The sequence below is a fragment of the Pectobacterium carotovorum genome (assembly GCA_016415585.1).
GTDB classification, from domain to species: Bacteria; Pseudomonadota; Gammaproteobacteria; order Enterobacterales; family Enterobacteriaceae; genus Pectobacterium; species Pectobacterium carotovorum_K.
This window is the reverse complement of sequence record CP066552.1, coordinates 314,624-338,751: the sequence shown is the minus strand read 5'-3', so window position 1 is coordinate 338,751 and position 24,128 is coordinate 314,624. Positions and strand designations below refer to the sequence as shown.

Sequence of the window (24,128 nt, the reverse complement as noted above, 5' to 3'; positions counted from 1 at the left end):
ACATCTAGCTAATAACACAAAACTTCTCGCTACAGCATCCTGTCAGGATAGGGATCCACATCAGTATGAGACTGACGTTACAACACATTAACGGGCTAAAAGTGCTACTCCATCTGGCTAGTTTTCTGCCGCTGCTGTGGCTGATATTGTCAGTCGACCAAGGGTGGTTCAGCGCAGACCCCGCCAAAGATATCCAGCATTTTACCGGCCGAATGGCGCTGAAATTGCTGCTGGCAACGCTGTTGGTCACGCCACTGGCGCGCTACGGTAAACAGCCGCTGCTGATTCGCTGCCGACGCCTCCTCGGGCTGTGGTGCTTTTTCTGGGCGACGTTACATCTGGTGAGCTATGCGCTGCTGGAGTTGGGTCTGGATCATCTGGCGCTGCTGGGAAAAGAACTGATATCCCGGCCGTATCTAACGTTGGGAATCATAAGCTGGCTGATTTTGCTGGCGCTGGCGGTGACCTCACCACAGGTAATGATGCGCAAATTGGGATCGCAATGGCAAAAACTGCATAATTTCGTCTATTTAGTCGCCATCCTTGCGCCTATCCACTATCTTTGGTCAGTTAAAACGCTCTCCCCACAGCCTATTTTGTACGCGCTCGCGGCGATGATCTTGCTGCTGTTACGTTATAAGAAATTTCGCCAATGGTGGCGCTAAACGCCGCAGCAATACAGGAAAAGCCGGTTACGGACCGCAGTGAAATTCACGCCTTCGTACGGCTTGGTGCAGGAATATCTCCGCAGATAAGACCAGTATTTAGCTGCGAATTGCCACGATATGGTTATAATGCACGACTTTAATTTCTCGGGCCGGACAATTTGCGTCACGAAAGGTGACAAACGAATAGCTTCGCGCTATTTTGTGCGACACGGTTTTGGCAATCTTGGTCAATCGCGGGAGATAGCAGCACAATGGCAGAAAAGTTTCACATTTTGCTCTTGAACGGTCCAAACCTGAATCTGCTAGGAACCCGAGAGCCCGACAAATACGGTAACACGACGTTAGCAGACATTGTCAGCGAGCTGGAAACACAGGCGCAGGCATTGAACGTGAAGTTTTCCCATCTGCAATCCAATGCAGAACATGTTCTGATCGATACCATCCATCAGGCCAGAGGAAACACAGACTTCATTCTGATTAACCCGGCGGCATTTACCCACACCAGCGTTGCGCTGCGTGATGCCCTGCTGGCAGTCGCGATTCCATTTATCGAAATTCATCTGTCCAACGTACACGCACGTGAGCCTTTTCGTCATCATTCCTATCTTTCTGATGTTGCGGTAGGCGTGATATGTGGCCTGGGGGCAGATGGTTATCAGTATGCTTTACAGACGGCAGTAAGACGCCTGTCAACTTCCAATTAAACAAAAGAGTACGGAACCACATCCATGGATATTCGTAAAATCAAAAAACTGATCGAACTGGTTGAAGAGTCCGGCATCGCCGAACTGGAAATTTCTGAAGGTGAAGAATCAGTACGTATCAGTCGTGCCCCAGCAGCGGTTAACTACCCGATGATGCAACAGGCCTACGCTACGCCAATGATGCAGCCACAGCCTGCTCTGGCTGCCGCCGTTGCACCAGCGCCAGTGGAAGCGCCTGCCGCACCGGCTGCCATCAGTGGACACATCGTTCGTTCTCCAATGGTTGGAACCTTCTATCGCACCCCAAGTCCGGATGCTAAAGCTTTCGTGGAAGTGGGTCAGCGCGTCAACGTTGGCGATACCCTGTGCATCGTCGAAGCCATGAAAATGATGAACCAGATCGAAGCCGACAAATCGGGCGTGGTGAAAGCCATTCTGCTCGAAAGCGGTCAGCCGGTCGAATTTGACGAGCCACTGGTTGTCATCGAATAACGAGGCTTATCATGCTAGATAAAATCGTTATCGCTAACCGCGGAGAGATCGCGCTGCGTATTTTGCGTGCCTGTAAAGAGCTGGGCATCAAAACCGTCGCCGTTCACTCCAGTGCGGATCGCGATTTGAAACACGTATTGCTGGCGGACGAAACCGTGTGTATCGGCCCGGCTCCGTCAACAAAAAGCTATCTGAACATCCCAGCGATTATTTCCGCTGCGGAAATCACCGGTGCCGTCGCGATTCACCCTGGCTACGGTTTCCTGTCCGAAAATGCGGATTTTGCCGAGCAGGTTGAACGTTCTGGCTTTATCTTCATCGGCCCACGCGCAGAAACCATTCGCCTGATGGGCGACAAAGTGTCTGCCATCACCGCAATGAAAAAAGCGGGTGTTCCGACCGTACCAGGCTCTGATGGTCCTCTGACCGACGACATGGACGCTAACCGTGTTCATGCAAAACGCATTGGCTATCCGGTCATCATCAAAGCCTCTGGCGGCGGCGGTGGTCGTGGTATGCGCGTCGTGCGCAGCGACAAAGAGCTGGAACAATCCATCAACATGACCCGTGCGGAAGCCAAAGCGGCTTTCAACAACGACATGGTCTACATGGAAAAATATCTGGAAAACCCACGTCACGTGGAAATTCAGATTCTGGCTGATGGTCAGGGCCACGCCGTCTATCTGGCCGAGCGCGACTGCTCCATGCAGCGTCGCCACCAGAAAGTGGTGGAAGAAGCGCCAGCACCGGGCATTACGGACGAGCTGCGCCGCAATATCGGCGATCGCTGCGCCAAAGCCTGTATCGATATCAACTATCGTGGTGCGGGTACGTTCGAGTTCCTGTACGAAAACGGTGAGTTCTACTTCATTGAAATGAACACCCGTATTCAGGTGGAACATCCGGTAACCGAAATGATTACCGGCGTGGACCTGATCAAAGAGCAGCTGCGCATCGCTGCCGGTCTGCCACTGTCCATCAAGCAGAAAGACGTCAAGGTTCGCGGCCATGCGGTGGAATGCCGTATCAACGCCGAAGACCCGAACTCGTTCCTGCCAAGCCCGGGTAAAATCACGCGTTTCCACGCGCCGGGTGGCTTTGGTGTCCGTTGGGAATCGCATATTTACGCTGGTTATACCGTACCGCCGTATTACGATTCCATGATCGGCAAGCTGATCACCTACGGCGAAACCCGCGAAATCGCGATTTCCCGTATGAAGAACGCGCTGGCTGAACTGATCATCGATGGCATCAAAACTAACATCGAACTCCAGATAAAGATCATGAGTGACGAAAACTTCCAGAGAGGTGGCACTAACATCCACTATCTGGAAAAGAAACTCGGCTTGCAGTAAACCCGCACGATTTCAGTCGTGACAATCTCAAAGGTCGGTGAAAGCCGACCTTTTGTTTTTCTGTGAATTCTTACTAGTCAATTGGCCCACATGCCGTAAAATTCCCGCTTTCGTCATCACGACGTTCATAACGATATCTATACCCTAAATAATTCGATTTGCAGAACAAAACGTTAACGTTTTGAACAACGCAAAGCGTTGACCCGTCGGGGCGAGGTACATTTATGTACCTTGTAACGCGGCAAGCGAGGGAATCCCGATGAACTTACTCAAGTAAGTGATTCGGGTGAGTAAGAGTAGCCAACACACCTGCAGCTTGAAGTATGACGGGTAAATGCTCCCATTTACGGTGGAGAAGAACATGGATACACGCTTTCCTCAGGCGCACAAAGAGGCCCGCTGGGCTTTTGGCCTGACGCTGGTTTATTTAGTGGCCTGGGTGCTTGCCGCCTATTTGCCAGACAACATACAAGGGATCACCGGCCTTCCACACTGGTTTGAGATGGCCTGCCTGCTGCTGCCGCTCGTGTTTACGCTGCTGTGCTGGCTGATGGTGCGTGTCATTTTCCGCGATATCTCACTGGAGAGTGACGATGCAAATTGAAATTTTATTGCCGCTGATTGGCTACCTGCTGCTGGTCTTCGGGCTGTCGGTCTATGCGTACCGTCGCCGTCAGGCGGGTAACTTTCTTAACGAGTATTTCCTCGGCGGCCGCTCAATGGGCGGGTTTGTCCTAGCGATGACGCTCATCGGCACTTACGTCAGCGCCAGCTCTTTTATCGGCGGGCCGGGTGCCGCGTATAAATACGGGCTGGGCTGGGTGCTGCTTTCGATGATCCAGCTTCCTACCATGCTGCTATCGCTCGGGATTTTGGGGAAAAAGTTCGCCATTTTGGCACGGCGTTACAACGCCATCACGTTGAACGACATGCTGTACGCCCGCTACAACAGCCCGCTGCTGGTCTGGTTCGCCAGCATTAGCCTGCTGGTCGCGTTTATCGGCGCCATGGCTGTGCAGTTCATTGGTGGCGCGCGTCTGCTGGAAACCGCAGCGAACATCCCTTATGACATCGGCCTGCTGATTTTCGGCGTCACCATCGCGCTGTACACCACGTTTGGCGGCTTCCGCGCCAGCGTGCTCAATGATGCAATGCAGGGCATCGTGATGCTGATCGGCACCGTCATCCTGCTGGTCGGCGTGATTTATGCCGCCGGCGGTTTGCACAGTGCGGTGGATAAGCTGCAACAGATTGACCCGATGCTGGTGTCGCCACAGGGCAGCAACGGCATTCTGTCGATGCCGTTTATGGCCTCATTCTGGGTGCTGGTCTGCTTCGGCGTCATCGGCTTGCCGAACACCGCCGTGCGCTGCATCTCTTATCGCGACAGCAAGGCACTGCACCGTGGGATTATCATCGGCACCATCGTCATCGGCATCCTGATGCTCGGCATGCACTTGGCCGGTGCGCTGGGCCGCGCCGTGATGCCAAACCTGACGATTCCCGATCAGGTTTTACCGGCGCTGATGGTCACCGTATTACCGCCGCTGGCCGCTGGGATCTTTCTCGCTGCGCCAATGGCCGCTATCATGTCCAACATTAATGCGCATTTGCTTCAGGCCTCCGCCACGATCATCAAAGATCTCTATCTCAGCGTACGCCCGCAGCAGATCCATAACGAACGCCGCATCAAGATCCTGTCCAGCGTGACGACCCTACTATTGGGCCTGCTAGTGCTGCTGGCCTCCTTACGGCCGCCGGAAATGATTATCTGGCTGAATCTGCTGGCGTTTGGCGGGTTGGAAGCGGTGTTCCTGTGGCCGCTGGTGCTGGGCCTGTATTGGGAACGCGCGAATGCTGCAGGCGCGCTTAGCGCCATGTTCACCGGGGCGATTTGCTATACCTTACTGGCCAGCTTCAATCTTCAGTTGGCTGGATATCACCCGATTGTGCCATCGCTGTTACTCAGCCTGATGGCGTTTATTATTGGCAACCGCTTTGGTCATAATCCACCAGCGCCGGTTGCCGCTTCATCTTCACTTTAAATGTAATAGAGACTGCTATGCCGTGGATTCAACTGAAAATAAACACCTCAGGAAATGTTGCAGAACAACTGGGTGACGCCATGATAGAAAGCGGTGCGGTATCCGTTACGTTTCAGGATACGCACGATACACCGGTATTCGAACCGCTACCGGGCGAGACCCGCCTGTGGGGCGATACTGACGCGATTGCGCTGTACGATGCCGAAACCGATATGAACGCGGTTATCGCCATACTGGAGCAGGAACCGCTGCTGGGCGCGGGTTTTAAACACAAAATCGAGCAGTTGGAAGACAAAGACTGGGAACGCGAGTGGATGGATAACTTCCACCCGATGCAGTTCGGCAAACGTCTGTGGATTTGCCCAAGCTGGCGTGAAATTCCTGATCCGAACGCCGTCAACGTGATGCTCGACCCCGGTCTGGCGTTCGGCACCGGCACCCACCCAACAACCGCACTGTGCCTGCAATGGCTCGATGGGCTGGATCTGGAAGGGAAAACCATCATCGATTTCGGCTGCGGTTCCGGCATTCTGGCGATTGCTGCTCTGAAACTGGGTGCAGCACGCGCTATCGGGATTGATATCGATCCTCAGGCGATTCAGGCCAGCCGCGACAACGCACAGCGCAACGGGGTTTCAGAGCGTCTGGAGCTTTATCTGCCGAAAGACCAGCCTGCTGACCTGTCTGCCGATGTCGTCGTCGCCAACATCCTTGCTGGCCCGCTGCGCGAACTGGCACCGCTGATTAGCGATCTGCCAAAAGCAGGAGGTCACCTTGGCCTGTCCGGTGTACTGGCCACGCAGGCCGATGGCGTCGCAGAAGCCTACGCAGACAAGTTCACGCTCGATCCGGTGGCTGAACGCGAAGAGTGGTGCCGTATTACCGGTCAACGCCGCGCATCGTAATAACATTATCCCGCGAGACCTGCCCATCGTTCATACAACGGTGAGCAGGCCGTTTTGCCGTATTAACCAACGCATTTCACTGATAAAGCATTGATAGCCTGCTGTATCTCCACTAAAAATGACCGCGCTTGCAGATAAAATTCTGTAAACAGATGATTATTTCCCAGAACAAAAAATCGACATAAAAATATAACTAACTGTTAAATATGAATAATATTTTTATGCCTCTTTATGAAGTGCATTTTCATTGATCGATAGCTGTAAATTGGTCAAAGTTTGGCCTTTCATCTGACGTAAAAAATGCGTAATATACGCGCCCTTGCAGGCACAGTATGGTCAATTTTTGTCTATGCACATTGGACAATTTCAGCTTAGTAATCGCTTGATAGCAGCCCCAATGGCTGGTATTAGCGATCGCCCATTTAGAGCACTCTGTCATGCGATGGGCGCTGGAATGACCGTGTCTGAAATGCTTTCTTCCAACCCGGAAGTATGGCGTTCAGACAAGTCGCGTTTGCGAATGGTTCATAGCGATGAACCGGGTATCAGAGCCGTGCAGATTGCCGGTTGTGACCCCGATGAGATGGCGGCGGCGGCGAGAATCAACGCTGATTCCGGTGCACAGATCATCGACATCAATATGGGCTGCCCAGCGAAGAAGGTGAACCGCAAGATGGCAGGATCTGCGTTGTTGCAGTATCCGGATTTGGTCAAACAGATCCTCTCTACGGTAGTGAAAGCGGTAGACGTACCGGTGACACTGAAAATCCGAACCGGTTGGGCACCAGAGCACCGCAACTGTGTAGAAATTGCCAAATTGGCTGAAGACTGTGGGATTCAGGCGTTAACCATTCACGGACGCACGCGTGCGTGCCTGTTCAATGGTTTCGCCGAATACGACAGCATTCGGGCAGTTAAGCAGGCCGTTTCCATTCCTATTATTGCGAATGGCGACATTACAGACCCGCATAAAGCCAGAGCGGTTCTTGACTACACCGGGGCTGACGCCCTGATGATAGGACGAGCCGCTCAGGGAAGACCCTGGATCTTTCGGGAAATCCAGCATTATCTGGACACAGGGGAGTTGCTGGCACCGATGCCGTTGGCAGAGGTTAAGCGCTTGTTGATCGAGCACATACGGGAATTGCACGACTTTTATGGTCCAGGCAAGGGATTTCGTATCGCTCGTAAGCACGTATCCTGGTATCTCCAGGAGCATGCCCCAAACGACCAGTTTAGGCGCACATTCAACGCCATTGAGGATGCCAGCGAGCAGCTGGAGGCGTTGAAGGCATATTTTGAAAATCTTGCGTAAACAGAAAAAGAGCTGACAGAACTATGTTCGAACAACGCGTGAATTCTGACGTACTGACCGTTTCCACTGTAAACTCTCAGGCTCAGGTAACCCAAAAACCCCTGCGCGACTCGGTTAAACAGGCACTGAAGAACTATTTTGCTCAATTGAACGGTCAGGATGTAAGTGACCTGTATGAGCTAGTACTGGCTGAAGTTGAACAGCCACTGTTGGACATGGTGATGCAATACACCCGCGGTAACCAAACCCGCGCCGCCCTGATGATGGGCATCAACCGCGGTACTCTGCGTAAGAAATTGAAAAAATACGGCATGAACTGATACTAATCAGTTAAGCATTTGAAAAAAGGCGCTTTACCTCTTGGTTAAGCGCCTTTTTCTTTGTGTTCTATTAAGACAACAACGGCCTTAGCAATTAAGTCTGCGAGATGAGAGATCTACATAATGTTGTAGAATCAATGGAAAAAAACCAGATGGGAGCACGGGCAACTGATCGTTTTCGCCATGCAAGGTGAGCTCAAACACAGCCAGCAGTAAACATCACTGACTTTATGGTGTGTTAGTTAACGAAGATCGGGCAGATAACCCACAAAAATTAGTGAACATTAATAATCAGAGCGCACATGGAAATAAGCGTAACCGGAGACTGTAATTAAAATTGTGTAATTGCCTGTTTTTGATATGTTCACTCCAACAACGGAGACAGGCAAACGATGGACGAAAAGAAACTTAAAGCACTGGCTGCTGAATTGGCTAAAGGCCTTAAAACCGAAGCCGACCTCAATGCGTTTTCCCGCATGCTGACGAAGTTAACCGTCGAAACCGCGCTCAATGCAGAACTGACTGAGCATCTCGGGCACGAAAAAAATGCCCCTAAATCAGGCTCCAATACCCGAAATGGTTACTCGTCTAAAACCGTGTTATGTGACGACGGTGAGATTGAACTAAGCACGCCACGTGACCGTGAAAACACCTTCGATCCGCAACTGATAAAGAAAAATCAGACGCGCATCACGCAGATGGACAGCCAGATTTTATCCCTGTACGCCAAAGGTATGACGACCCGTGAAATCGTTTCTACATTCAAAGAGATGTACGATGCCGATGTGTCGCCCACGCTGATATCCAAAGTCACCGATGCGGTTAAAGAACAGGTGACAGAATGGCAAAATCGTCCGTTAGACTCACTGTATCCCATTGTTTACCTTGATTGTATTGTGGTGAAAGTCCGTCATAGCGGCAGTGTCATTAACAAAGCGGTATTCCTCGCTCTGGGTATTAACACCGAAGGCCAGAAAGAGCTGCTGGGTATGTGGCTGGCCGAAAACGAAGGCGCGAAGTTCTGGCTAACAGTGCTGACGGAGCTTAAAAACCGAGGACTTCAGGACATCCTGATTGCCTGCGTGGACGGCTTGAAAGGCTTCCCAGAGGCCATCAACAGCGTCTATCCGCAGACACATATCCAACTGTGCATCATCCACATGGTGCGAAACAGCCTGAAATACGTCTCGTGGAAGGATTACAAGGGCATCACCAGCGGGCTGAAAGCGGTGTATCAGGCCCCAACCGAGGAAGCGGCGTTGATGGCGCTGGACACATTCGCGGGCATCTGGGATGAGAAATACCCCCAAATCAGCAAAAGCTGGCGTGCGCACTGGGAAAATCTCAACACGTTCTTTGGCTACCCGCCGGATATCCGCAAGGCTATCTACACCACCAATGCCATCGAGTCGCTGAACAGTGTGATTAGGCAGGCGATAAAGAAACGTAAGGCGTTCCCGACAGATGATTCGGTACGTAAAGTGATTTATCTGGCGATACAGTCGGCCTCGAAAAAATGGAGTATGCCGATCCAGAACTGGCGGCTGGCAATGAGCCGTTTTATTATCGAGTTCGGTGACCGCCTGAGCGATCACCTTTAATACGGTGGCAATTACACAGAATTATGGACAGGCTCGTTAACCGTTATAATTTGAGGATCTCAGTGAGTTCCTTGTGCTTTCTTGTAGCCCATTCAGGCTTGATGGGAAGCATTAAATGATACTGTCTTCGGAAATATACATCTCTAAACGTCTTATCTGGGGCGTTATGCAAAGCCGCATAGCTTGAAGCCATACCGCAAACACCGCAGTCAGTGAACCAATAAAGGATATCGTCCTCACTACAGGTCACATGGCGCTCCCTTTCTATACCTCTTTCACTGATGATGAAATGGTATTCCTCCCCCATGAATTTCCAGGTACGGTGTAGCAAGACCATCAGGTTTGTCAGGGATAAAGAAGTAATAATTTGGCCTTACCCCGCTACCAAGTTGCTGGCCAATTTTAAGGAGCTCAGCCCTCAGCTCTTCAATTGTTTTCATAGGAATATGCTTTTCTTGTATTACAACCACTCAGCCCAGACGCATCCTGCGCCAATATCAGGATAGCCACGATCAACTTGAGGACCTACCTATAGCAGAAATATTAAACTTATCCTTTCTAACCCATTGTTGCGGCATTCAAATCATTCAAGAGATGCGTTGTAGTCATCGATAACGCGCATTAAAACCACTCTTGGTGTGTCTTTTGTACTAATTCTGAAGTTACTCTTCAGTCGCTGCACGATCATTGCCGTGGAGAGTTCGTTACCCAAATATGAGATAGTTAATTCTCTCCCCATGTTCTCATGAGTAATTTTCGCCAATCTATCCCCACATCTATCAGTAAGGTGAATGCCTAAGCTATCCGAGCCCGTTTCATCACGTTTCATATACTGAATGGACTTTATGCACAGCGAATCGAAGGTATGATTTTGGGTTCCAACCGAAAATTCAAACGTCCCTTTTTCTGCAAATGACGTAAATGGTATTAGCAAAGACAAACATAATAAGCCGACCTTACTAGACATTTTATCCTCCATGATAGGGTGGGAGTATACAATGAAGGGCAAACTACAACTGAATCGCCACAGCTTCGATAGATCTTTCAAGAACCATTAGCGTGACTATTGTTATGTCCGCTCCTTAATCTCAACCGACCATCAAATTCAGCCACCCCGACGATAAAAAGCCGTCGGATTTAGCAGCAGCTAATCCAGAATCAAAACACCTCAATCAGCTCAAACTCTTCAAACACCAGCAGCATATCGGGGGCGAAAGTGCCTTCTCGTTCGAAAAACGTCTTATGGCCTTCGCGCCAGAAATCCAGGCTTTTGTCGCCTTCGCCTTCTTTGGCTGCCATCTCAGCGGTGACGTCGCAGTAGCGCACCAGCGTTAACGAGCGCGTCCGAATCACGCAGGAAGGCTGTCCGGTACCATCCAGAACAATGTTGTAATCACCGACCTGCGGCGTTTGCTCGTTTTTGAATGCGTGGTACGAGCTACAGGTTGCCGTTTTATGTCCTTCCAGTACCAGTTGCAGCAGCTCATCCGCCAGCTCGGGGCTATCGCCAAATGACCAGCGCAGCGCGTCTGGATACTTTTCCAATCCTTGTTTATGACTCATCATCTTCCTCGGTTTATACGGCTATGATTGCTCTCTTTTATTACGCAATCATAGCCTTAAAGCGACCATCAGGTAATGTCCACTTCCACCCAGAGTGCGGCATGGTCGGACGCAGCGGTGTCCCATGATGTCACTTCGGGTAGTGGCATCACCGGTTCAGCGCCCTCTTTGACGGCAATCTTGTCGATATTATAAATACCCCGACGCTCGACGCCCCACTCTACTACCGCCTGATGCAGCGGTGCAGATAGGAAAATATAGTCCAGCTGATTTAACCGTGCGCCCTTCTTTCCCCCGGAGAAATAGTAGGTATAACGCTCTTTCTCCGGACGTTCAGGATCGATAACCGGGTGTAAGTCCGACAGGGAAAACAGCGGAGCCAGACTTTGCCAAGGGTTTGATGAATCTTCGTTCAAATCGCCGAGGATGACCACGTAGTCCTTCTTGAGATCGTAAGTCTGTTGGACAATCTCTGCGACACGTTCGGCCTGATCTCGGCGCTTCTCTGCCCCACGCTGCCGCTCTTCTTCCGTTTGACCGCTCTGGCTTTTGAAATGGTTACAAAGGATATAAATCGGCTGTTTGAGGCCCGCATCCAGCGTGACCTCAAGGCAATCGCGGCTAAAGACGGGGTTAAACTGTTTTCCGGCATCAAAAATATGCGTGCGGAGCTGAGCAATCCGGTAACGCGTCAGGCAGGCAACATCAATGCCGCGTGGATCGTTCGGGCTGTCGATCATCACGAACTAGTTAAACTTCTTTTTCCCCAGCACCTGACTGTTGAAGTCACGCAGGACATCCATGTTTTCAACTTCAACGGCACACAGGATATCGGCGTTAAGCAAAGTAATAACCTTTCCCGTATTCTTACGCTGCTGGCTGCTGAATTCCTGCGATTTGAACACGATTTCACCGATCCAATCTCCACGCCCACGGCAGCTTCTATTGATTCTGAACCCGGTGCCAGCTTCCTCCTTTTTCCATCTCCCCAGCGATCCCGCATCGGTGCGGATATCAATATAGGGGCGCAGCACGATAGAAAGGCGGAACACCTGATCTTTCAGATCATCATCGTATTGGGGTTGTTCGAGAAGGTGCTGAAGCTGCCTGACCTGTTCCAATAAGGCATCGATCTGCTGCGAATCGGGGAGGTTGAGAATCGCGGTACGATGGAACAGGTTCTCAACGTTATAGCTGGCGATACGGATCTTCATTGTTGTCTCCTGCTGGGTAGTGGCAAAAGCAATGATGTCCTTTTGAGAATAGAAGCCCATTGTGACAGTTGGGTAACATTTACGATGCAATAGACTCTTTCTATCGTTCTTTTGCTCAAAATGGTTAAAACCTGACAAGCGCACTATATTCTCAACACATGCACTATATTCACTTCTGATATAAATCATCACACAACGTGATTTATAAACAGATGTCTTGTAGCGTAGATTCGTTATCAGCAAAAGTTATAAGTGCATCACTGCACACCACTCACAGGAATTCATAATGAAAAAAATACGTTTTGCTTTACTGACCAGCGCCCTGCTTGCTACCAGCGTATTCGCTCATGCAGATGACCTTAGCGCCATCAAGTCCGCAGGGGTTATCAAGATCGGCACGGAAGGCACCTACGCGCCTTATACCTATCATGATAAGTCAGGCCAGCTGGTTGGCTTCGATGTGGATATTGGCCGTGCGGTGGCAGAAAAGCTTGGCGTGAAAGCACAGTTTATTGAAGGACGTTGGGACGGTTTAATCGCCGGTATTGATGCCAAGCGCTACGATGCGGTCATCAATCAGGTTGGCGTAACCAAAGAGCGTCAGGCTAAGTATGATTTCTCCAAGCCTTATATTGATTCCAAAGCGGTGCTGGTTGTCCGTGGCGATAACACCACCATCAAAGATTTCAGCGATCTGAAAGGCAAAAAATCTGCCCAGAGCCTGACCAGCAATTACTCTAAGCAAGCCACCAGCTACGGTGCGGAAATTGTACCAACGGATGGTTTTAACCAATCTCTGGATCTGGTTCTCAGCGGTCGTGCCGATGCCACGTTGAACGATAATCTGTCATTCCTGGATTTCAAAAAGCAGAAGCCGGATGCCAACGTGAAGATTGCGGCAACCTCAAAAGACGGTGAGCCTTCCGCGATTCTGGTACGTAAAAATCAGGCTCCACTGGTGGAAGCATTAAATAAAGCTCTGGATGAAATTAAAGCAGACGGCACCTATAAAACGATATCTGTGCGATACTTCGGGGAGGATGTTTCTCAATAATCGCACTGTTACCAGAGCGCGTTGTTATAAACAGGACTGTTATATACCCTAAATAATTCGAGTTGCGTGAAGGCGGCAACCGCACGAGTCCCCAGGAGCTTACAAAAGTAAGTGACTGGGGTGAGTAAGGGCAGCCAACGCACAAGCAGCTTGAAGTATGACGGGGATCAGCGCGCTCTGTAATTAGAGCATATCTTTATCGGAGCTCGTTTTCATGCCGCCTTGGCTACAACTCATGGCAGACTCCTTCTGGAGCCTGCTGTCTGCGGGACTGAAATTTACCGTCCCTCTGGCTATCCTGTCTTTCATCTTTGGCTTAGCTCTCGGCATTATCATCGCGCTGGTTCGCCTCTATGGCCCAAAGCCGCTGAAATGGATGGGTGATTTCTACGTTTGGGTTATTCGTGGAACGCCATTATTGGTTCAGCTTTTCCTGATTTTTTATGGACTACCCAGCGCGGGGATTACTCTGGATGCCTTTCCAGCTGCCCTTATTGGTTTCACTATCAGCGTGGGTGCCTATAGCTCGGAGATCGTCCGTGGGGCAATATTGTCTGTCCCGAAGGGTCAATGGAATGCCGCCTATTCTCTCGGTATGAACGGAAGGCAGGCGATTCGTTGGGTCATCTTCCCGCAATCCGTTTTCGTGTCGCTGCCGCCGCTCTCCAATACGTTTATTTCCTTAATCAAGGATACATCGCTGGCTGCCGTCATCACCGTGCCAGAGATGTTTTTATCCGCTCAACGCATTGTTTCGGTTACCTATGAACCCTTGATTCTGTATGTTGAGGCTGCACTGATTTACCTGATGTTCAGCACGGTGCTAAGCCAGCTACAGGTTAAGCTCGAAAAGTATTATCAGCGTCACATCACACAATAACGTCTCCTGCATCAGCCCACGCAATCCGCTGGGCTGATCACATTACCGCGTTCCCGACTTATCCCTTTTTAACGAGCAATTCTCAGCTTACAAATACGCATGCTGGCGGAAAGTGCCTCGACCTCTCCATTTTGACGCACCAAAAAAGGGCGCACTGCCCTCTTTGCATTTGTCACGGTGCGCACATACCCATTTAGAATTACCCACTTAGATCAACAAGCCTTTCCTTTCGTCTTCATTATCAAGCAAATAGAAAATTGGCATTTTATTTGCTTCGCTCTGCTCACGTCGGCATCCCGACAGACAGGTATGGTGCACCTTATTGTGTACTTCAAAAACAGCAAATAACTCTAGACGCTAGGATGATTATGAAAAGAATAGTGATTTCTACTCTGGTTGCTGGCGCGTCACTCTTTGCCGCCATCAACCAAGCCCATGCAGGTGCAACGCTGGACGCCATTCAGAAGAAAGGATTTGTGCAGTGTGGTATCAGCGATGGCTTGCCCGGCTTTTCCTATGCGGATGCCAGTGGCAAATACTCCGGTATTGATGTTGACGTGTGTCGCGGCCTTGCCGCAGCCGTATTCGGCGATGCCAATAAAGTCAAATACACGCCGCTGACGGCGAAAGAGCGCTTCACTGCGCTGCAATCCGGCGAAGTTGACGTGCTGTCACGCAACACTACCTGGACGTCTTCCCGCGACGGCGGCATGGGCATGCTATTTACCGGCGTCACCTACTACGACGGTATTGGCTTCCTGACGCATAACAAAGCAGGTTTAACCAGCGCAAAAGAGCTGGATGGCGCAACCGTCTGTATTCAGGCCGGTACCGATACCGAGCTGAACGTCGCTGACTACTTCAAAACTCATAAAATGCAGTACACCCCCGTCACGTTCGACCGCTCTGATGAAAGCGCCAAAGCGCTGGAGTCTGGCCGCTGCGATACGCTGGCATCAGACCAGTCACAGCTGTACGCACTGCGTATCAAGTTGAGCAAACCTGCTGAGTTTATCGTCCTGCCAGAAGTGATTTCTAAGGAACCTCTGGGTCCGGTAGTACGCCGTGGTGATGAGGAGTGGTTCGCAATTGTACGCTGGACGCTGTTCGCCATGCTGAATGCCGAAGAGATGGGTGTGACCTCGAAAAACGTCGACCAACTGGCAGCAAAACCTACCACGCCAGATATGTCTCACCTGCTGGGTCATGAAGGCAGCTACGGAAAAGATCTCAAATTACCGAACGATTGGGCATTCAAAGTCATCAAGCAGGTCGGTAACTACGGCGAAATCTTTGAACGTAATGTCGGTATGGGCAGCGAGCTGAAAATTAAGCGCGGTCTGAACGAATTGTGGAACAAAGGCGGGATCCAGTACGCGCCAGCGGTACGTTAATTATCAGAAAAAACCGGGCGCAGTGTATGGCTGCGCCCCTCAGTACCCCGTATCGAGGTTCCAGCATGCTACAACGCCCAACCGTAAAAGGTGATTTATCACTGACTAATCCAGCGGTGCGCGCCTGGCTGTATCAAATTGTCGTTGTTATCGCGGTATTGGCTGTCACAGCCTACCTGTTGCACAACACCGTGACCAATCTGGCACAGAGGGGCATCACCTCTGGCTTCGATTTCCTGAATAAAAGCGCTGGCTTTGGCATCGTCCAGCACCTGATTGACTATCAACAAGGTGACACCTACGCCCGCGTTTTTCTTGTTGGGTTATTCAACACGCTTCTGGTTTCGGCGTTGTGTATCGTGTTTGCATCGATTCTCGGCTTCACTGTTGGTCTCGCTCGGCTGTCCGACAACTGGCTATTACGGAAAATAGCCAACATTTACATTGAGATATTCCGTAACATTCCGCCGTTATTGCAGATCTTCTTCTGGTACTTTGCCGTATTGCGGAATCTGCCGGGGCCGCGCCAGTCAATCAGCGCGTTTGATGTCGCGTTCCTCAGCAATCGGGGTTTTTATCTGCCCTCACCTGAATTGGGGCCCGGTGCGGCGGCATTTTTCCTTTCTCTGTTGATCACCGCGATCGTGACATGGGTCGTCTTTCGGCGTAATAAGCGTTATCACGCCTTAACCGGCCAGCCACGTAGAACCTGGTCGCTGACGTTGGGCCTGTTTCTTGTGCTGTGCACACTCAGCCACCTGATTTTCGGCCCCGCTTTTCACTGGGATATGCCGGAATTAAAAGGGTTTAACTTCCGTGGCGGTATGGTGCTGATCCCCGAACTGGCGGCGTTAACCGTTGCGCTTTCGGTCTACACCTCATCGTTTATTGCCGAGATTATTCGTTCAGGTATCCAATCGGTTTCACACGGTCAGCACGAGGCGGCGCGTTCTCTCGGCTTACCGAATCCCGTTACGTTACGCAAAGTGATCCTTCCACAAGCACTGCGCGTCATCATTCCGCCCCTGACCAGCCAGTATCTCAACATCGTGAAAAACTCATCGTTGGCGGCTGCAATTGGCTACCCCGATATGGTGTCGCTGTTCGCGGGAACCGTGTTGAATCAGACCGGTCAGGCCATCGAAACCATCGCGATTACCATGTCGGTCTACCTCATTATCAGTCTGCTGATCTCGCTGCTGATGAATCTGTATAACCGCAAGATCGCGTTAGTCGAACGCTAAGAGGACGTCATGACGATGAACCATTATACGCAAGGCCGTCAGTCCCCTCTTTTCAGAACGATACAGTGGGCACGACGTAATCTCTTCTCAAGTATCAGCAATAGCCTGTTAACGCTGTTTTGCCTCTGGCTATTGTGGGTTGCCATACCGCCGCTGCTTAATTGGGCGATCTTTCAGGCTAACTGGATTGGCACAACCCGTAATGACTGTACGCGTGATGGTGCTTGTTGGGTCTTCATTCATGCCAGATTTGGTCATTTCATGTATGGGCTGTATCCGGCAGAGGAAGTCTGGCGTATCAACTTTGCACTCGCTATCGGGTTGCTGAGTATCCTGCCGATGTTCCTGAAAAGTATCCCCTATCGCGGACGTTATATTGCCGTCTGGACGGTGGTTTATCCGCTCGTCGCCTGGTGGTTACTTTACGGTGGTTTTGGCGGGCTCAGTAGAGTAGAAACCTATCAGTGGGGCGGCTTAACGTTGACGCTGATCATCGCCGCTGTGGGTATCGCCGGTGCGTTGCCGCTTGGCATCTTGCTCGCGTTAGGCCGCCGTTCCACGCTGCCGATTGTCCGTATGCTTTCCGTCGTGTTCATCGAATTTTGGCGTGGCGTACCGCTCATCACCGTACTTTTTATGTCATCCGTGATGCTACCGCTGTTTTTAACGGAAGGCACCACTATCGACAAACTGCTAAGAGCATTAGTTGGCGTGATTTTATTCCAGTCAGCTTATGTCGCCGAAGTGGTTCGCGGTGGCTTACAGGCGCTTCCCAAAGGACAGTATGAAGCCGCTGAATCCCTAGGATTAGGCTATTGGCGTATGCAGGGGCTGGTCATCCTTCCGCAAGCGCTGAAAATGGTTATCCCAGGTCTAGTGAATACCATTATTTCTCTCTTTAAAGACACCAGTCTGGTGATCATCATCGGCCTTTTCGATCTCTTCAGCAGCATCCAGCAGGCAACCGTCGACCCCACCTGGCTGGGTATGTCGACAGAAGGCTATGTTTTTGCCGCCATGGTTTATTGGATTTTCTGTTTCAGCATGTCGCGCTATAGCCAACATCTGGAAAATCGTTTTAACACCGGACACAAGTCACACTGAGGCCATCCATGAATCAGACTGCATTCACTCAATCAACCGATCACATGATTACCTTAGAAAATGTGAATAAGTGGTACGGGCAATTTCACGTGCTCAAAGACATCAATTTGCAGGTCAGGCAAGGCGAGCGCATTGTGCTGTGCGGCCCTTCCGGTTCGGGAAAATCAACCACCATACGCTGTATTAATCATCTCGAAGAGCATCAGCAAGGGCGAATTGTTGTTGATGGGATTGAATTAAATAACGATTTGCGCAACATCGAAAAAATTCGTACTGAAGTTGGCATGGTTTTTCAACACTTCAACCTTTTCCCGCACTTAACTGTGTTGCAGAACTGCACGCTGGCACCGTCCTGGGTACGCCACACGCCGAAAAAAGAAGCGGAAGAGTTGGCAATGCACTATCTGGAACGCGTGCGTATCGCCGCACATGCGCATAAATTTCCGGGGCAGCTATCTGGAGGCCAGCAACAACGTGTGGCCATCGCCCGTTCACTGTGCATGAAGCCCAAGATTATGCTGTTTGACGAGCCGACGTCTGCGCTGGATCCTGAAATGGTAAAAGAGGTGCTAGATACTATGCTTGGGCTAGCTCAGGATGGAATGACGATGCTTTGCGTCACGCATGAAATGGGATTCGCGAGAACCGTCGCTGATCGGGTGATCTTTATGGATCAAGGTGAGATCGTAGAACAAGCCCCACCGGATATCTTCTTCTCCAGCCCTCGTTCAGAGCGTACTCAGGCATTTCTTTCACAAATCCTGCACTAATCTAAAGCATTCTGCCTGCGTGTCCTACGCAGGCCTTCCCCACTATCGCCATTATGATGGCTATCACAGCTCGCGTTATCACATAACTAATGCGAACTAGATAAGGTAGGAAGGTTTCTGCATCCTAAAAAACATCCTCATCTTCCATGACCGTCATGGTTATCTGCCGGATATACCGCAATAAATGCACAGCGAGCAAATCTAATTCAGATATCACATAGTCTACCCGATCTACGCAAGATACCGACTGCCTTTTACCACTGGTAAGGTATAAACAACATACACCAAAAATTTCCCATAGCAAAAAGCCCCTGTCTTTCGACAGGGGCTTTCCACGTAGTTGATGCCTGGCAGTTCCCTACTCTCACATGGGGAAGCCCCACACTACCATCGGCGCTACGGCGTTTCACTTCTGAGTTCGGCATGGGGTCAGGTGGGACCACCGCGCTATCGCCGCCAGGCAAATTCTGTTTCATTCCAACCGCCATGCTTTGCTCTCGCTCTCGCATAACCATCAGAACCAATCCTAAAACAAGCTGATTATCAAAATCTCTTCGAGTCCATCTCAAAACACCTTCGGTGTTGTAAGGTTAAGCCTCTCGGGTCATTAGTACTGGTTAGCTCAACGTATCGCTACGCTTACACACCCAGCCTATCTACGTCGTCGTCTTCAACGGCCCTTCAGGGGCATCTAGTGCCCAGGGAAGACTCATCTCGAGGCAAGTTTCCCGCTTAGATGCTTTCAGCGGTTATCTCTTCCGCACTTAGCTACCGGGCAATGCAATTGGCATCACAACCCGTACACCAGTGGTGCGTTCACTCCGGTCCTCTCGTACTAGGAGCAACCCCTCTCAATCTTCCAACGCCCACGGCAGATAGGGACCGAACTGTCTCACGACGTTCTAAACCCAGCTCGCGTACCACTTTAAATGGCGAACAGCCATACCCTTGGGACCTACTTCAGCCCCAGGATGTGATGAGCCGACATCGAGGTGCCAAACACCGCCGTCGATATGAACTCTTGGGCGGTATCAGCCTGTTATCCCCGGAGTACCTTTTATCCGTTGAGCGATGGCCCTTCCATTCAGAACCACCGGATCACTAAGACCTGCTTTCGCACCTGCTCGAGCTGTCACTCTCGCAGTCAAGCTAGCTTATGCCTTTGCACTAACCTCCTGATGTCCGACCAGGATTAGCTAACCTTCGTGCTCCTCCGTTACGCTTTGGGAGGAGACCGCCCCAGTCAAACTACCCACCAGACACTGTCCGCAACCCGGATTACGGGTCTACGTTAGAACATCAAACATTAAAGGGTGGTATTTCAAGGTTGGCTCCACGCAGACTGGCGTCCACGCTTCAAAGCCTCCCACCTATCCTACACATCAAGGCTCAAGGTTCAGTGTCAAGCTATAGTAAAGGTTCACGGGGTCTTTCCGTCTTGCCGCGGGTACACTGCATCTTCACAGCGAGTTCAATTTCACTGAGTCTCGGGTGGAGACAGCCTGGCCATCATTACGCCATTCGTGCAGGTCGGAACTTACCCGACAAGGAATTTCGCTACCTTAGGACCGTTATAGTTACGGCCGCCGTTTACCGGGGCTTCGATCAAGAGCTTCGCCTTGCGGCTGACCCCATCAATTAACCTTCCGGCACCGGGCAGGCGTCACACCGTATACGTCCACTTTCGTGTTTGCACAGTGCTGTGTTTTTATTAAACAGTTGCAGCCAGCTGGTATCTTCGACTGATTTCAGCTCCATGAGCAAGTCACTTCACCTACCATCAGCGTGCCTTCTCCCGAAGTTACGGCACCATTTTGCCTAGTTCCTTCACCCGAGTTCTCTCAAGCGCCTGAGTATTCTCTACCTGACCACCTGTGTCGGTTTGGGGTACGATTTGATGTTACCTGGAGCTTAGAGGCTTTTCCTGGAAGCGTAGCATTGGTTACTTCATCACCGTAGTGACTCGTCATCACGCCTCAGTGTTAATAATGACCCGGATTTACCAAAGTCATCCACCTTCACGCTTAAACCGGGACAACCGTCGCCCGGATAACCTAGCTTTCTCCGTCCCCCCTTCGCAGTAACACCGAGTACAGGAATATTAACCTGTTTCCCATCGACTACGCTTTTCAGCCTCGCCTTAGGGGTCGACTCACCCTGCCCCGATTAACGTTGGACAGGAACCCTTGGTCTTCCGGCGTGCGGGTTTTTCACCCGCATTATCGTTACTTATGTCAGCATTCGCACTTCTGATACCTCCAGCAACCCTCACAGGCCACCTTCGACGGCTTACAGAACGCTCCCCTACCCAACAACACCTGAGTGTCGCTGCCGCAGCTTCGGTGCATGGTTTAGCCCCGTTACATCTTCCGCGCAGGCCGACTCGACCAGTGAGCTATTACGCTTTCTTTAAATGATGGCTGCTTCTAAGCCAACATCCTGGCTGTCTGTGCCTTCCCACATCGTTTCCCACTTAACCATGACTTTGGGACCTTAGCTGGCGGTCTGGGTTGTTTCCCTCTTCACGACGAACGTTAGCACCCGCCGTGTGTCTCCCGTGATAACATTCTTCGGTATTCGTAGTTTGCATCGGGTTGGTAAGTCGGGATGACCCCCTAGCCGAAACAGTGCTCTACCCCCGAAGATGAGTTCACGAGGCGCTACCTAAATAGCTTTCGGGGAGAACCAGCTATCTCCCGGTTTGATTGGCCTTTCACCCCCAGCCACAAGTCATCCGCTAATTTTTCAACATTAGTCGGTTCGGTCCTCCAGTTAGTGTTACCCAACCTTCAACCTGCCCATGGCTAGATCACCGGGTTTCGGGTCTATACCCTGCAACTTAACGCCCAGTTAAGACTCGGTTTCCCTGCGGCTCCCCTATTCGGTTAACCTTGCTACAGAATATAAGTCGCTGACCCATTATACAAAAGGTACGCAGTCACCTAACAAGTAGGCTCCCACTGCTTGTACGTACACGGTTTCAGGTTCTATTTCACTCCCCTCGCCGGGGTTCTTTTCGCCTTTCCCTCACGGTACTGGTTCACTATCGGTCAGTCAGGAGTATTTAGCCTTGGAGGATGGTCCCCCCATATTCAGACAGGATGTCACGTGTCCCGCCCTACTCATCGAACTCACAATTTGTGCATTTTTGTGTACGGGACTATCACCCTTTACTGTGCGACTTTCCAGACGCTTCCACTAACACACAAACTGATTCAGGTTCTGGGCTCCTCCCCGTTCGCTCGCCGCTACTAGGGGAATCTCGGTTGATTTCTTTTCCTCGGGGTACTGAGATGTTTCAGTTCCCCCGGTTCGCCTCATTACGCTATGTATTCACGTAATGATAGTGTGTCGAAACACACTGGGTTTCCCCATTCGGGTATCGTCGGGTATAACGCTTCATATCAGCTTACCGACGCTTATCGCAGATTAGCACGCCCTTCATCGCCTCTGACTGCCTAGGCATCCACCGTGTACGCTTAGTCGCTTAACCTCACAACCCGAAGGTGTCTTTGATAAATCAAAGTCACTGTCGTGCTGCGATTATTTGAGAGACTCATTGACACACTGATACACCATTCATACCTGAAGGTACCAATGCATGTTCAGCTGTCATGTTTCAATTTTCAGCTTGTTCCAGATTGTTAAAGAGCAATATCGTAAACATGACTCCGAAGAATCATCTTTAAGATATTCATGATAATGTCTTTCACTCATTATCGGATTGGCGTCCCCAAGGGGATTCGAACCCCTGTTACAGCCGTGAAAGGGCAGTGTCCTAGGCCTCTAGACGATGGGGACACGAAAAATCCGTACCGAATCAGAAATTCGGCACTATCGTGTCAGCATGAGTTTACACTCATCGCATCAACAGGTGCGCTTGCTCAGTATTTTCATCAGACAATCTGTGTGAGCACTTCACTTAACACACATCTTCTTGGTAAGGAGGTGATCCAACCGCAGGTTCCCCTACGGTTACCTTGTTACGACTTCACCCCAGTCATGAATCACAAAGTGGTAAGCGCCCTCCCGAAGGTTAAGCTACCTACTTCTTTTGCAACCCACTCCCATGGTGTGACGGGCGGTGTGTACAAGGCCCGGGAACGTATTCACCGTAGCATTCTGATCTACGATTACTAGCGATTCCGACTTCATGGAGTCGAGTTGCAGACTCCAATCCGGACTACGACGTACTTTATGAGGTCCGCTTGCTCTCGCGAGGTCGCTTCTCTTTGTATACGCCATTGTAGCACGTGTGTAGCCCTACTCGTAAGGGCCATGATGACTTGACGTCATCCCCACCTTCCTCCGGTTTATCACCGGCAGTCTCCTTTGAGTTCCCGACCGAATCGCTGGCAACAAAGGATAAGGGTTGCGCTCGTTGCGGGACTTAACCCAACATTTCACAACACGAGCTGACGACAGCCATGCAGCACCTGTCTCACAGTTCCCGAAGGCACTAAGGTATCTCTACCAAATTCTGTGGATGTCAAGAGTAGGTAAGGTTCTTCGCGTTGCATCGAATTAAACCACATGCTCCACCGCTTGTGCGGGCCCCCGTCAATTCATTTGAGTTTTAACCTTGCGGCCGTACTCCCCAGGCGGTCGATTTAACGCGTTAGCTCCGGAAGCCACGCCTCAAGGGCACAACCTCCAAATCGACATCGTTTACAGCGTGGACTACCAGGGTATCTAATCCTGTTTGCTCCCCACGCTTTCGCACCTGAGCGTCAGTCTTTGTCCAGGGGGCCGCCTTCGCCACCGGTATTCCTCCAGATCTCTACGCATTTCACCGCTACACCTGGAATTCTACCCCCCTCTACAAGACTCTAGCCTGTCAGTTTTGAATGCAGTTCCCAGGTTAAGCCCGGGGATTTCACATCCAACTTAACAGACCGCCTGCGTGCGCTTTACGCCCAGTCATTCCGATTAACGCTTGCACCCTCCGTATTACCGCGGCTGCTGGCACGGAGTTAGCCGGTGCTTCTTCTGCGAGTAACGTCAATCGATAAGGTTATTAACCTTACCGCCTTCCTCCTCGCTGAAAGTGCTTTACAACCCGAAGGCCTTCTTCACACACGCGGCATGGCTGCATCAGGCTTGCGCCCATTGTGCAATATTCCCCACTGCTGCCTCCCGTAGGAGTCTGGACCGTGTCTCAGTTCCAGTGTGGCTGGTCATCCTCTCAGACCAGCTAGGGATCGTCGCCTAGGTGAGCCATTACCTCACCTACTAGCTAATCCCATCTGGGCACATCTGATGGCGAGAGGCCCGAAGGTCCCCCTCTTTGCTCTTGCGAGGTTATGCGGTATTAGCTACCGTTTCCAGTAGTTATCCCCCTCCATCAGGCAGTTTCCCAGACATTACTCACCCGTCCGCCGCTCGTCACCCAGAGAGCAAGCTCTCTTGTGCTACCGCTCGACTTGCATGTGTTAGGCCTGCCGCCAGCGTTCAATCTGAGCCATGATCAAACTCTTCAATTTAAGATTTGTTTGATTTG

General features: G+C 50.9%; 18 protein-coding genes, 1 tRNA gene, 3 rRNA genes and 2 pseudogenes. 16 read left to right on the top strand and 8 right to left on the bottom strand.

What is annotated here, in order from left to right:
* Window positions 1–65: 65 nt before the first annotated feature.
* From msrQ to JFY74_01485, 10 genes are all read left to right on the top strand, one after another.
* Window positions 66–665: a protein-methionine-sulfoxide reductase heme-binding subunit MsrQ gene (gene msrQ, locus JFY74_01530; GenBank protein QQG28777.1), complete on the top strand. Its 600-nt coding sequence runs from the start codon at window positions 66–68 to the stop codon at window positions 663–665.
* Between the two features lie 254 nt (window positions 666–919).
* Entirely contained in the window at window positions 920–1,372 is a 453-nt protein-coding gene (aroQ, locus tag JFY74_01525) for a type II 3-dehydroquinate dehydratase (GenBank protein ID QQG28776.1), read from the top strand.
* Window positions 1,373–1,396: 24 nt separating this feature from the next.
* Window positions 1,397–1,864: an acetyl-CoA carboxylase biotin carboxyl carrier protein gene (gene accB / locus JFY74_01520; protein QQG28775.1), complete on the top strand. Its 468-nt coding sequence runs from the start codon at window positions 1,397–1,399 to the stop codon at window positions 1,862–1,864.
* Window positions 1,865–1,875: 11 nt separating this feature from the next.
* On the top strand, window positions 1,876–3,219 hold the full coding sequence (gene accC, locus JFY74_01515; GenBank protein ID QQG28774.1) for an acetyl-CoA carboxylase biotin carboxylase subunit: 1,344 nt from the start codon (window positions 1,876–1,878) through the stop codon (window positions 3,217–3,219).
* Window positions 3,220–3,580: 361 nt separating this feature from the next.
* Window positions 3,581–3,823, top strand: a complete 243-nt coding sequence (locus JFY74_01510) for a YhdT family protein (GenBank protein ID QQG28773.1) — start codon at window positions 3,581–3,583, stop codon at window positions 3,821–3,823.
* Complete coding sequence (gene panF / locus JFY74_01505; GenBank protein QQG28772.1) at window positions 3,813–5,264, top strand: sodium/pantothenate symporter; 1,452 nt, start codon at window positions 3,813–3,815, stop codon at window positions 5,262–5,264. The genes JFY74_01510 and panF overlap by 11 nt, the downstream gene beginning before the upstream one ends.
* A gap of 17 nt (window positions 5,265–5,281) precedes the next feature.
* Window positions 5,282–6,169, top strand: a complete 888-nt coding sequence (gene prmA, locus JFY74_01500; protein ID QQG28771.1) for a 50S ribosomal protein L11 methyltransferase — start codon at window positions 5,282–5,284, stop codon at window positions 6,167–6,169.
* Between the two features lie 349 nt (window positions 6,170–6,518).
* The gene (dusB, locus tag JFY74_01495) at window positions 6,519–7,484 is read left to right on the top strand and encodes a tRNA dihydrouridine synthase DusB (protein QQG28770.1); all 966 of its coding nucleotides are present in this window, start codon (window positions 6,519–6,521) and stop codon (window positions 7,482–7,484) included.
* 23 nt (window positions 7,485–7,507) lie between these two features.
* Complete coding sequence (gene fis / locus JFY74_01490) at window positions 7,508–7,804, top strand: DNA-binding transcriptional regulator Fis (GenBank protein QQG28769.1); 297 nt, start codon at window positions 7,508–7,510, stop codon at window positions 7,802–7,804.
* A gap of 392 nt (window positions 7,805–8,196) precedes the next feature.
* Complete coding sequence (locus tag JFY74_01485) at window positions 8,197–9,405, top strand: IS256 family transposase (GenBank protein ID QQG28768.1); 1,209 nt, start codon at window positions 8,197–8,199, stop codon at window positions 9,403–9,405.
* Window positions 9,406–9,448: 43 nt separating this feature from the next.
* Here the strand turns inward: JFY74_01485 and JFY74_01480 are convergent.
* From JFY74_01480 to JFY74_01465, 4 genes and pseudogenes are all read right to left on the bottom strand, one after another.
* Window positions 9,449–9,845, bottom strand: a pseudogene (locus JFY74_01480) (hypothetical protein).
* A gap of 143 nt (window positions 9,846–9,988) precedes the next feature.
* Window positions 9,989–10,372 (bottom strand): Insecticidal toxin complex protein tccz, encoded by a 384-nt coding sequence (locus tag JFY74_01475; protein ID QQG28767.1) that lies wholly within the window; start codon window positions 10,370–10,372, stop codon window positions 9,989–9,991.
* 191 nt (window positions 10,373–10,563) lie between these two features.
* Window positions 10,564–10,968, bottom strand: coding sequence for an ASCH domain-containing protein (locus JFY74_01470; GenBank protein ID QQG28766.1), 405 nt, complete (start codon window positions 10,966–10,968; stop codon window positions 10,564–10,566).
* 68 nt (window positions 10,969–11,036) lie between these two features.
* Window positions 11,037–12,182 (bottom strand): annotated as a pseudogene (locus JFY74_01465) (endonuclease).
* 286 nt (window positions 12,183–12,468) lie between these two features.
* Between JFY74_01465 and JFY74_01460 the strand changes: the two are divergent.
* The 6 genes from JFY74_01460 to JFY74_01435 all read left to right on the top strand — a co-directional run bounded on the left by JFY74_01460 (window position 12,469) and on the right by JFY74_01435 (window position 18,628).
* Window positions 12,469–13,236, top strand: a complete 768-nt coding sequence (locus tag JFY74_01460) for an amino acid ABC transporter substrate-binding protein (GenBank protein QQG28765.1) — start codon at window positions 12,469–12,471, stop codon at window positions 13,234–13,236.
* 214 nt (window positions 13,237–13,450) lie between these two features.
* The gene (locus tag JFY74_01455; protein QQG28764.1) at window positions 13,451–14,116 is read left to right on the top strand and encodes an amino acid ABC transporter permease; all 666 of its coding nucleotides are present in this window, start codon (window positions 13,451–13,453) and stop codon (window positions 14,114–14,116) included.
* Window positions 14,117–14,484: 368 nt separating this feature from the next.
* Window positions 14,485–15,510, top strand: coding sequence for an amino acid ABC transporter substrate-binding protein (locus JFY74_01450; protein QQG28763.1), 1,026 nt, complete (start codon window positions 14,485–14,487; stop codon window positions 15,508–15,510).
* A gap of 65 nt (window positions 15,511–15,575) precedes the next feature.
* Window positions 15,576–16,754: an amino acid ABC transporter permease gene (locus JFY74_01445; protein ID QQG28762.1), complete on the top strand. Its 1,179-nt coding sequence runs from the start codon at window positions 15,576–15,578 to the stop codon at window positions 16,752–16,754.
* Window positions 16,755–16,763: 9 nt separating this feature from the next.
* Window positions 16,764–17,858: an amino acid ABC transporter permease gene (locus JFY74_01440; GenBank protein QQG28761.1), complete on the top strand. Its 1,095-nt coding sequence runs from the start codon at window positions 16,764–16,766 to the stop codon at window positions 17,856–17,858.
* Window positions 17,859–17,866: 8 nt separating this feature from the next.
* The gene (locus JFY74_01435) at window positions 17,867–18,628 is read left to right on the top strand and encodes an amino acid ABC transporter ATP-binding protein (protein QQG28760.1); all 762 of its coding nucleotides are present in this window, start codon (window positions 17,867–17,869) and stop codon (window positions 18,626–18,628) included.
* A gap of 345 nt (window positions 18,629–18,973) precedes the next feature.
* Here JFY74_01435 and rrf read toward each other — a convergent pair.
* The 4 genes from rrf to JFY74_01415 all read right to left on the bottom strand — a co-directional run bounded on the left by rrf (window position 18,974) and on the right by JFY74_01415 (window position 24,111).
* Window positions 18,974–19,089 (bottom strand): 5S ribosomal RNA (gene rrf / locus JFY74_01430).
* A 125-nt stretch (window positions 19,090–19,214) separates the two neighbouring features.
* Window positions 19,215–22,121, bottom strand: a 23S ribosomal RNA gene (locus JFY74_01425).
* Between the two features lie 232 nt (window positions 22,122–22,353).
* Window positions 22,354–22,429, bottom strand: a tRNA-Glu gene (locus JFY74_01420).
* Between the two features lie 140 nt (window positions 22,430–22,569).
* A 16S ribosomal RNA gene (locus JFY74_01415) occupies window positions 22,570–24,111 on the bottom strand.
* Together the 16S, 23S and 5S rRNA genes with 1 tRNA gene alongside form the textbook arrangement of a ribosomal RNA operon.
* Window positions 24,112–24,128: the final 17 nt, after the last annotated feature.

Coding starts and splice junctions, on each gene's coding strand:
- msrQ (QQG28777.1), top strand. CDS start 66: ATGAGACTGACGTTACAACACATTAACGGGCTAAAAGTGCTACTCCAT.
- aroQ (QQG28776.1), top strand. CDS start 920: ATGGCAGAAAAGTTTCACATTTTGCTCTTGAACGGTCCAAACCTGAAT.
- accB (QQG28775.1), top strand. CDS start 1,397: ATGGATATTCGTAAAATCAAAAAACTGATCGAACTGGTTGAAGAGTCC.
- accC (QQG28774.1), top strand. CDS start 1,876: ATGCTAGATAAAATCGTTATCGCTAACCGCGGAGAGATCGCGCTGCGT.
- JFY74_01510 (QQG28773.1), top strand. CDS start 3,581: ATGGATACACGCTTTCCTCAGGCGCACAAAGAGGCCCGCTGGGCTTTT.
- panF (QQG28772.1), top strand. CDS start 3,813: ATGCAAATTGAAATTTTATTGCCGCTGATTGGCTACCTGCTGCTGGTC.
- prmA (QQG28771.1), top strand. CDS start 5,282: ATGCCGTGGATTCAACTGAAAATAAACACCTCAGGAAATGTTGCAGAA.
- dusB (QQG28770.1), top strand. CDS start 6,519: ATGCACATTGGACAATTTCAGCTTAGTAATCGCTTGATAGCAGCCCCA.
- fis (QQG28769.1), top strand. CDS start 7,508: ATGTTCGAACAACGCGTGAATTCTGACGTACTGACCGTTTCCACTGTA.
- JFY74_01485 (QQG28768.1), top strand. CDS start 8,197: ATGGACGAAAAGAAACTTAAAGCACTGGCTGCTGAATTGGCTAAAGGC.
- JFY74_01475 (QQG28767.1), bottom strand. CDS start 10,372: ATGTCTAGTAAGGTCGGCTTATTATGTTTGTCTTTGCTAATACCATTT.
- JFY74_01470 (QQG28766.1), bottom strand. CDS start 10,968: ATGAGTCATAAACAAGGATTGGAAAAGTATCCAGACGCGCTGCGCTGG.
- JFY74_01460 (QQG28765.1), top strand. CDS start 12,469: ATGAAAAAAATACGTTTTGCTTTACTGACCAGCGCCCTGCTTGCTACC.
- JFY74_01455 (QQG28764.1), top strand. CDS start 13,451: ATGCCGCCTTGGCTACAACTCATGGCAGACTCCTTCTGGAGCCTGCTG.
- JFY74_01450 (QQG28763.1), top strand. CDS start 14,485: ATGAAAAGAATAGTGATTTCTACTCTGGTTGCTGGCGCGTCACTCTTT.
- JFY74_01445 (QQG28762.1), top strand. CDS start 15,576: ATGCTACAACGCCCAACCGTAAAAGGTGATTTATCACTGACTAATCCA.
- JFY74_01440 (QQG28761.1), top strand. CDS start 16,764: ATGACGATGAACCATTATACGCAAGGCCGTCAGTCCCCTCTTTTCAGA.
- JFY74_01435 (QQG28760.1), top strand. CDS start 17,867: ATGAATCAGACTGCATTCACTCAATCAACCGATCACATGATTACCTTA.